7 protein-coding genes are annotated in these 7,366 nt (G+C 39.7%); all 7 read left to right on the top strand.

Annotated features, from left to right (window positions below):
• Nucleotides 1-372: 372 nt before the first annotated feature.
• The 7 genes from ccsA (at nucleotide 373) to AB1444_15820 (ending at nucleotide 7,330) form a co-directional block, all read left to right on the top strand.
• Nucleotides 373-1,191, top strand: coding sequence for a cytochrome c biogenesis protein CcsA (gene ccsA, locus AB1444_15790; GenBank protein MEW6528117.1), 819 nt, complete (start codon nucleotides 373-375; stop codon nucleotides 1,189-1,191).
• A 6-nt stretch (nucleotides 1,192-1,197) separates the two neighbouring features.
• A complete protein-coding gene (gene hemA, locus AB1444_15795) occupies nucleotides 1,198-2,484 on the top strand; it encodes a glutamyl-tRNA reductase (protein ID MEW6528118.1) in 1,287 nt (428 codons plus the stop codon).
• Entirely contained in the window at nucleotides 2,481-3,536 is a 1,056-nt protein-coding gene (locus AB1444_15800) for a radical SAM protein (protein ID MEW6528119.1), read from the top strand. The genes hemA and AB1444_15800 overlap by 4 nt, the downstream gene beginning before the upstream one ends.
• The gene (locus tag AB1444_15805; GenBank protein MEW6528120.1) at nucleotides 3,529-4,500 is read left to right on the top strand and encodes a hypothetical protein; all 972 of its coding nucleotides are present in this window, start codon (nucleotides 3,529-3,531) and stop codon (nucleotides 4,498-4,500) included. The genes AB1444_15800 and AB1444_15805 overlap by 8 nt, the downstream gene beginning before the upstream one ends.
• A 497-nt stretch (nucleotides 4,501-4,997) precedes the next feature.
• Nucleotides 4,998-6,266, top strand: coding sequence for a radical SAM protein (locus AB1444_15810; protein MEW6528121.1), 1,269 nt, complete (start codon nucleotides 4,998-5,000; stop codon nucleotides 6,264-6,266).
• Between the two features lie 8 nt (nucleotides 6,267-6,274).
• The gene (locus tag AB1444_15815; protein MEW6528122.1) at nucleotides 6,275-6,913 is read left to right on the top strand and encodes a bifunctional precorrin-2 dehydrogenase/sirohydrochlorin ferrochelatase; all 639 of its coding nucleotides are present in this window, start codon (nucleotides 6,275-6,277) and stop codon (nucleotides 6,911-6,913) included.
• A gap of 90 nt (nucleotides 6,914-7,003) precedes the next feature.
• Complete coding sequence (locus AB1444_15820; GenBank protein MEW6528123.1) at nucleotides 7,004-7,330, top strand: STAS domain-containing protein; 327 nt, start codon at nucleotides 7,004-7,006, stop codon at nucleotides 7,328-7,330.
• Nucleotides 7,331-7,366: the final 36 nt, after the last annotated feature.

Below are 7,366 nucleotides of genomic sequence, written 5' to 3' on the forward strand. Positions count from 1 at the left end.
TAATGATTTTCGTCCAAAATTATTCATATAATTGAAATCGGTTTTATCTTAATAGATTGTGCTAACAAGAGATCATCCAAAAAAACAGTTTATAAAAGTTCCCTTATTCATTGAAAGCAATACAACACCACACTCACCTTATTACAGTAACACGAAAAAACAGGATAAACATGTTAGAAAATAGTTCAATATACAACAATTATTGCAATTCTTTTTTTATTAATCAAATTTTTACCATGAACTATCGCCTATATTTTTTTAAACTAACTTGATTTACAGGAATCAACCAATAATACTTGACACTGCGCCAGATGAACAATAATTATGAATTGTGTTACAATAGATATATATTAATTAATACTATGAGGATTTATGATTGCACTATATATACTGGTATTACTATTTATTGTGGCATCAGCATATAGCATCCTTTCCATACATAAGGACCTGCCACGGTATGTCACAGCCACTAAATTACTGATGAGCATTATACTGATTGTGCTTATGATAATTGGTTATTGTATGCCTGTGTACATTGCCGGTGTATATAAGATACATATTTTTACCTTCTTTTACCTTATAATTCTTTTTTTAACATTGCTCACTCTTTACATGGCAGTGTCACAATGGAACAATGACTACAGGTCATTAAGTGCTATACTTATTCCACTTGCTGCCATTATAAGCATTATTTCATTGTTTTTCATAAACTCCCCTCGGCATATGACTATTGGCCACAACAGTATCATGGTAATCCATATTGTGCTGGCACTATTAGGCGAAGTGCTTTTCTTTGTGGCTTTTGCTTCTTCGGTACTTTATATCATTGTTTCCTGGCAATTACAGAAAAAGTCATCCATGAAATTTATCAACCGCTTCCCAAGCCTTAGTGTACTAAGCAAACTTACCAGCTTTTCTCTGTCACGCTCACTTTTCTTTTTCACTGCTGGTATAATCATTGGCATCATCATGTTATTTCAGTTTTATGGCAATTTATCATCCGGTAGTCCCAAGGAAATTTTAATGTACGCAGCATGGGGTATTATTTTTATGTTATGGCTTATCAGCAGATGGCACATAACCAGTAATTATTACCTCAGTATTATGACGATAGTATCCTTTTTGATACTGATGATAGTGTTTATGGCCAGCAATGTTGTGATTACTTCAGGATTCCACAGTTTCAGGTAATTGGTAATGAAAGAATATATACCACAGATTGGCATGGTTGGGATGAGCCACAAAACGGCTCCCGTTGAAACACGCGAGTGTTTTGCCTTTGACACACAGGTTTTAGAATCCTTTGTGAATAATGCTAAAAAGCATACTATACAGGAAATGGTATATATTGCAACCTGTAACAGGATGGAACTGTACTTTGTGTCAAATCAAATAGAGGAAGCAACGCAAGAGGTTATTTATCTGTTGGAACAATTTGCCGGTTTGCAACGCGAACATTTTGAACCCGTGTTATACAAAAAATACCATAAAGATGCAGTACGCCATCTTTTGTGTGTTGCGTCATCTCTTGATTCAATGGTGATTGGTGAAAACGAAATAGTTGGTCAGGTTAAGGATTGGTACCGATGGGCTACACTGCATGAAACTACCGGCACTATCTTAAATAAGCTTTTTCATCAAGCATTTAGAACTGCAAAGCGTGTACGCACTCAAACCGAGATTGCCCGCAATCCATTGTCCATTGCATTTATTGCGGTTGAACTGGCAAAGAAGATATTTGAAGACCTTTCAAAACAATCAGTCCTTTTAATTGGTGCCGGTGAGATGGCAGAACTTATCCTGAAATATTTAACTAAATTTAAGATTGGCAGGGTAACATTAGCTAACCGCTCATTACACAATGCACAGCGAATTGCCAGTGAAATTAACCAGGATGCAACAATCATTACGCTGGCAGAAATTATTGAAACAATACCAGGCGTTGATATAATAATATCCTCAACAGGCGCGCACCATTATGTGCTAACAAAAGATATGATACAGGAAGCAGTGAAAAAACGCTCAAAGCCAGTATTTTTAATTGATATTGCTGTTCCCCGTAATATTGACCCCGAAGCAGGCGATATCCATGATGTTTTTTTATACAATATTGATGATTTAAAATCAATAGCTGATGAAAATTTAAAAAGCAGGCTTAACGAAACAACGTTAGCCTATGAAATGATAGATGCCGACACTGAAGAATTTCTTCACTGGTATGAAAGCCTGCAGATAGTGCCATTAATTGCTAAAATTAAAGAATCATTTGAAACTATTCGCAATGATGAATTAAAAAAATATCGCCGCCGAAAACTCAAACATTTAAAAGATGAAGATTTTGCTATCATTGAAGAGCTAACCCAACAGATCATGACCAAAACACTCCATATACCTATTTCGTATCTCAAAGAGTTGGGCACAAACAGTAACTCAAAAGAAGCAAAGGAAAAAACTAAATTACTTCAGGAGATATTCAAGCTATGAATGGCCCTCGCCTCATCTTCTGGGAACTCACCAAACGCTGTAACTTACGCTGTGCGCACTGCAGGGCTGAAAGCTACGACAAAGAGTATAGCAATGAGCTTTCAACACAGCAAATTCATTCTATCATTGATGCTATTGCCAGTAACTATCGCCCCATCATTGTACTAACTGGCGGTGAACCACTTTACCGCAAAGACTTATTTGACATTGCCACGTATGCGCATGAAAAAGGTTTACCGATTGCACTTGCAACCAATGGCACACTCATTGATGAAACAATTGCACAGCAAATAAAGGGAAGTGGATTTCAGCGCGTAAGTATTTCCATTGACGGTCCTGATGCAAACACGCACGATTCATTCAGAGGAATTCCTGGTTCATTTGATAAAGCCTTACATGGTGCAATGCTGTTACACCAGGCTGGTGTGCCGTTTCAGTTCAACACCACAATTACAAAACGAAACGTAGAAAGCATTGAAGCCATTTTAAAACTGGCACAAGAAAATCACGCTGCTGCACTGCATGTGTTTATGCTGGTACCTGTGGGATGCGGCGTTGAGATAGCCGATACCGATATGCTATCAAAAGAACAGTATGAAGAAGTACTTCGATGGTTTTATTACAAAACAAAAGAAGCAGGCATTGAATTTAAGGCAACATGCGCACCTCACTACTATCGCATCATACGGCAGGAAGCAAAAAAGGAAGGCCGCAAATTAACCTTTGAAACTGATGGACTTGCAGCTGTGACACGCGGGTGTCTTGCTGGAAGTGGCGTGTGTTTTATTTCGCACAGGGGCGATGTACAGCCCTGTGGGTATCTACCACTGGTAGCTGGCAATGTACTTACCACACCGTTTAACCAGATATGGGAATCAGCAGAGCTCTTTGTCAACTTGCGCAATTTACAAAAACTCAAAGGCAAATGCGGCGTATGCGAATATAAAGCGTTTTGTGCTGGTTGCCGTGCACGAGCATACTATGCAACAGGTGATTACATGGATGAAGAACCTTACTGTGTATATGAACCAAAGAGGATGACCCATGCTTGATACAAAACAACTGCTGAAAACAGTTCAAATACAGGTACCATTAGTCAAAAGGCCATTTACTGCAATTGCTGATAATCTTCATTCAACTGAAGATGAAGTTATTGAAGCGCTTGCCAGTTTAAAGCAACAGGGCATACTAAGAAGTATTGCGGGAATATTCAATGCAAAGAAGCTTGGCTATCAGTCAAACCTGGTGGCTTTTGTTGTGCCGCACAACAATATTGAAATGGCAGTACGTGCCATTAACCCTTTACCCGGGGTAAGCCACAATTACCTTCGTGACGGCGATTACAATATATGGTTCACACTGGCACTGCCACAGGAAGAAAATTTTTTAGAGTATGTTGAAACGCTTGCAAAGAAAGCGGGTGCTCTGCGTTTTACAATTTTTAAAGCAACGACCATGGTCAAGCTTTCTGCCCGCTTTGACCCTGATGATGTCATTAGTGATACACAATTTACCATAAAAAATCCTGATGAAAGTATTACCATTGATAACACGGTGAAACAGGCTATCAAAGTATTGCAACAGGATCTTCCGTTAGTTGCGGAAGCATTTGGGGCGATAGTTACCGCAAAAAAAATACCCATTGGCGTCGATGAAGTATTAGCAATTGGTGAAAAGCTACTGGCTGCAGGAGTGATGCGTTCATACCGCGCAGTGGTTCGGCATCACGCTGTTGGATTTGTTGCCAACGCCATGACGGTATGGAAAGCAGATAATGATAGGCTTTCGGATTTGTTGCATGAATTTTCTAAAGAGCCTTCTATTTCGCATTTGTACGTACGTGAAGCTTTTCCCAATCCATGGGAATATCCTGTGTTTGCTATGGTGCATGCAAAAAGCCAGGAAGAATTAGATGCTATCATACAAAAGCTTCATGCAATAGCAAAGGTTGATTACAGGAGCTATCGCTCATTACAGGAATTTAAGAAAGAACGTGTAAAGTATTTTGAAAGTTGATGGTGTAAAAGGGATGGTTTGACACCATCCCATTTCAGGAATTTTAAAAGGAACGTGTGAAGTATTTTTGAAGTTCTTGGTGTGAATGGGATGGTTTAACACCATCCCATTTCAGGAATTTTAAAAGGAACGTGTGAAGTATTTTAGAAGTTCTTGGTGTGAATAAACTAACAGTGGGGCTTTCCATGAGGCGGGTACAAAGTCATTGCGAGCGTAGCGAAGCAATCTCAATGCCGCAGAAGACAAGATTGCTTCGTCACTTCGTTCCTCGCAATGACAGGAGGGCAAAAGTCATTGCAAAGAGATGTCTTTTAGGACGCCCCCATTTCAAGAATTTAGAAGGAACGTGTTACATATTTTGAAGATTAGAGGTACTTATTTGGCTAGTTTTCTTTTTCCATATTCCTTTATTTAATTTTGAACTGCAGTGTTTTAAGGAAAATGGGGAAAGGAAATGGAAACCCAATGACTATCAGTTACTCAAGGAGAATGCAACAATGATTGATATAGGAAAACTGTACTGCAGCGGTTCATCAACCGGTGATGGGTTACGCTACGGCACTGAGGCTACAGTGGATGCCCATGGCAATCTGCCCCATAAACGTGTGGAGCTTGCCAGCCAGCGCCGCCCCATCGTGGTGTGGAATGTGACACGCACCTGCAACTTAAACTGCGTTCACTGCTACACTGATTCGCACAACAAAAAATACGATGAGCTAACTACTGATCAAGGACTAAAACTCATTGATGATTTAGCCGCGTTTGGTATTCCTTCCCTGCTTTTTTCAGGTGGAGAACCCTTAATGCGTAAAGATATATTTACGCTTATTGAACGCGCATCAGGTAAAAATATCAGGCCCGTGCTTTCCACCAATGGGACATTAATTGATAGGGATAAAGCCCGTTCAATCAAAGATGCAGGCATTGTGTATGTTGGCATAAGCCTGGATGGCATGGAAGATGTAAACGACCGATTCCGCGGCATGGATGGTGCTTTTAAAAAAGCTATGAAAGGATTTGAACACTGTATTGCCGTTGGTCAGCGTGTGGGATTGCGCTTAACACTCACCCAACGTAATTTTGAGGACCTTCACCGTATCTTTGATTTTATTGAGAAAGAAGGCATAAACCGCGCTTGCTTTTACCATTTAGTGTATTCTGGACGTGGTGGTAATCTTTTTGCCGATGACCTTACATACTCACAGCAACGACAGGCTCTTGACATTATCATTGAGCGCACTGATGATTTCTTCAGACTCGGGCTTGACATCAACATCCTTACCGTAGATAATCATGTCGATGGGGTGTATTTGTACCGTAAGCTGCTACATAAAGATGAACAAAAAGCCAATCAGGTGAAAGATCTATTAACCTGGAATGGCGGTGGTGCCTATTCCACTGGTGTTGGCATTGCAAATATTGATTTTGTTGGCAATGTCCATCCTGACCAGTTTTGGCAGGATTATACCTTTGGCAATGTACTTCTGCGCAACTTTGCTGATATCTGGATGGATGAAACAGACCCGCTTATGAAAGGCTTGAAGCATAAAGCTGAGTACATAAAAGGACGCTGCAGGGTATGTCAGTATAAAGCTATGTGTAACGGTTCAATGCGCGTGCGCGCCTACCGTGTATTTGGCGACCCATGGGCTCCTGACCCTCAGTGCTACCTTTCCAACGAAGAGATTGGATTGACTGATGAAACAATTGCCCAGCTTAAATCCAAAGGAGAATATTTTGAAATGCCAGCTGAATTACAAAAGTAGGATGAAAGATGTTTTATCCAATAGTATATAAAATAAAAGGAAAACGCGTGGTGGTCATTGGCGGTGGCCAGGTTGCATTTCGTAAAGTCAAAGATCTGGTACACTGCGGTGCTAACGTTGTGGTGATAGCTCCTGAAATTCTTACTGAACTTGAAGAATATGCCTTAGCCAATTCAGCCATTACCATTGTGAAACGCCAATACCATAAAGGCGATTGCGCCGGTGCAGCACTTGTTTTTTCAGCAACAAATAATCCAGAGGTAAATCGCAAAGTGTATGATGAAGCGTCGGTTTTAAATATCCCCATAAATGCCGTGGACGATCCTGATAACCCATCGTTTTATGTGCCATCGTTTTTTACACGCGGCTCACTCATAGTCGCGGTATCCACCGGTGGTGCGTCTCCTGCAATGGCAGCAAAAATACGAAGGCTCATTGAACAAAGCATCCCACAGGATATAGAGACAACACTGGATATGCTGAATGAAGCACGCACAATACTCAAAGAAAGCTACCGTAATCTTACATCCCACCAACGAAGTGAACTATTAAAAGCGATAGTTACCGATGAAATGCTTCTTGAACAGGCTGTTAAAGCTTTTGAGAATAATACACTCCATGAGTTTTTGAAATCACTACTAAAATAAATAATGCTTGATTTTCTTTAAGAGTTTTTTCATATTCATCTGCACGGAAGGGTTTACCATAGAAATTGTGTACCGGAGGTGACGATTACCATGAATATCAAACATGAAGTAAAAGACAGAGTACTGATTATATCCCTTGAGGGAGAATTAATATCCCCACAGGCTTTAGATACAGACAAAAATATCATTTCACGTATAGAAAAAGAAAAAAAGGAGCGTGTCATCCTTGACCTTTCTAAGGTTGATTTTATTGATTCAACTGGCTTAGGCATTCTGGTTTCAATACGATTATATTGCAAGAAAAACAAGATACTGTTTGCAACCGTTGGCGTAAATGAAAAAATAAAACGTACTTTCACCGTTACCGAAATGACATCATTTTTAAATATTCACGATTCAATAGATAAACTTCTTTAATTGTAATCAGCAATAATTCATTAAAAAATTTAATAA

It is taken from the genome of Spirochaetota bacterium, assembly GCA_040756435.1.
Lineage (GTDB): Bacteria > Spirochaetota > UBA4802 > UBA4802 > UB4802 > UBA4802.

What these genes read in the sequence shown, in the direction of transcription:
- ccsA (MEW6528117.1), top strand. Translation starts at nt 373, where the DNA reads ATGATTGCACTATATATACTGGTATTACTATTTATTGTGGCATCAGCA.
- hemA (MEW6528118.1), top strand. Translation starts at nt 1,198, where the DNA reads ATGAAAGAATATATACCACAGATTGGCATGGTTGGGATGAGCCACAAA.
- AB1444_15800 (MEW6528119.1), top strand. Translation starts at nt 2,481, where the DNA reads ATGAATGGCCCTCGCCTCATCTTCTGGGAACTCACCAAACGCTGTAAC.
- AB1444_15805 (MEW6528120.1), top strand. Translation starts at nt 3,529, where the DNA reads ATGCTTGATACAAAACAACTGCTGAAAACAGTTCAAATACAGGTACCA.
- AB1444_15810 (MEW6528121.1), top strand. Translation starts at nt 4,998, where the DNA reads ATGATTGATATAGGAAAACTGTACTGCAGCGGTTCATCAACCGGTGAT.
- AB1444_15815 (MEW6528122.1), top strand. Translation starts at nt 6,275, where the DNA reads ATGTTTTATCCAATAGTATATAAAATAAAAGGAAAACGCGTGGTGGTC.
- AB1444_15820 (MEW6528123.1), top strand. Translation starts at nt 7,004, where the DNA reads ATGAATATCAAACATGAAGTAAAAGACAGAGTACTGATTATATCCCTT.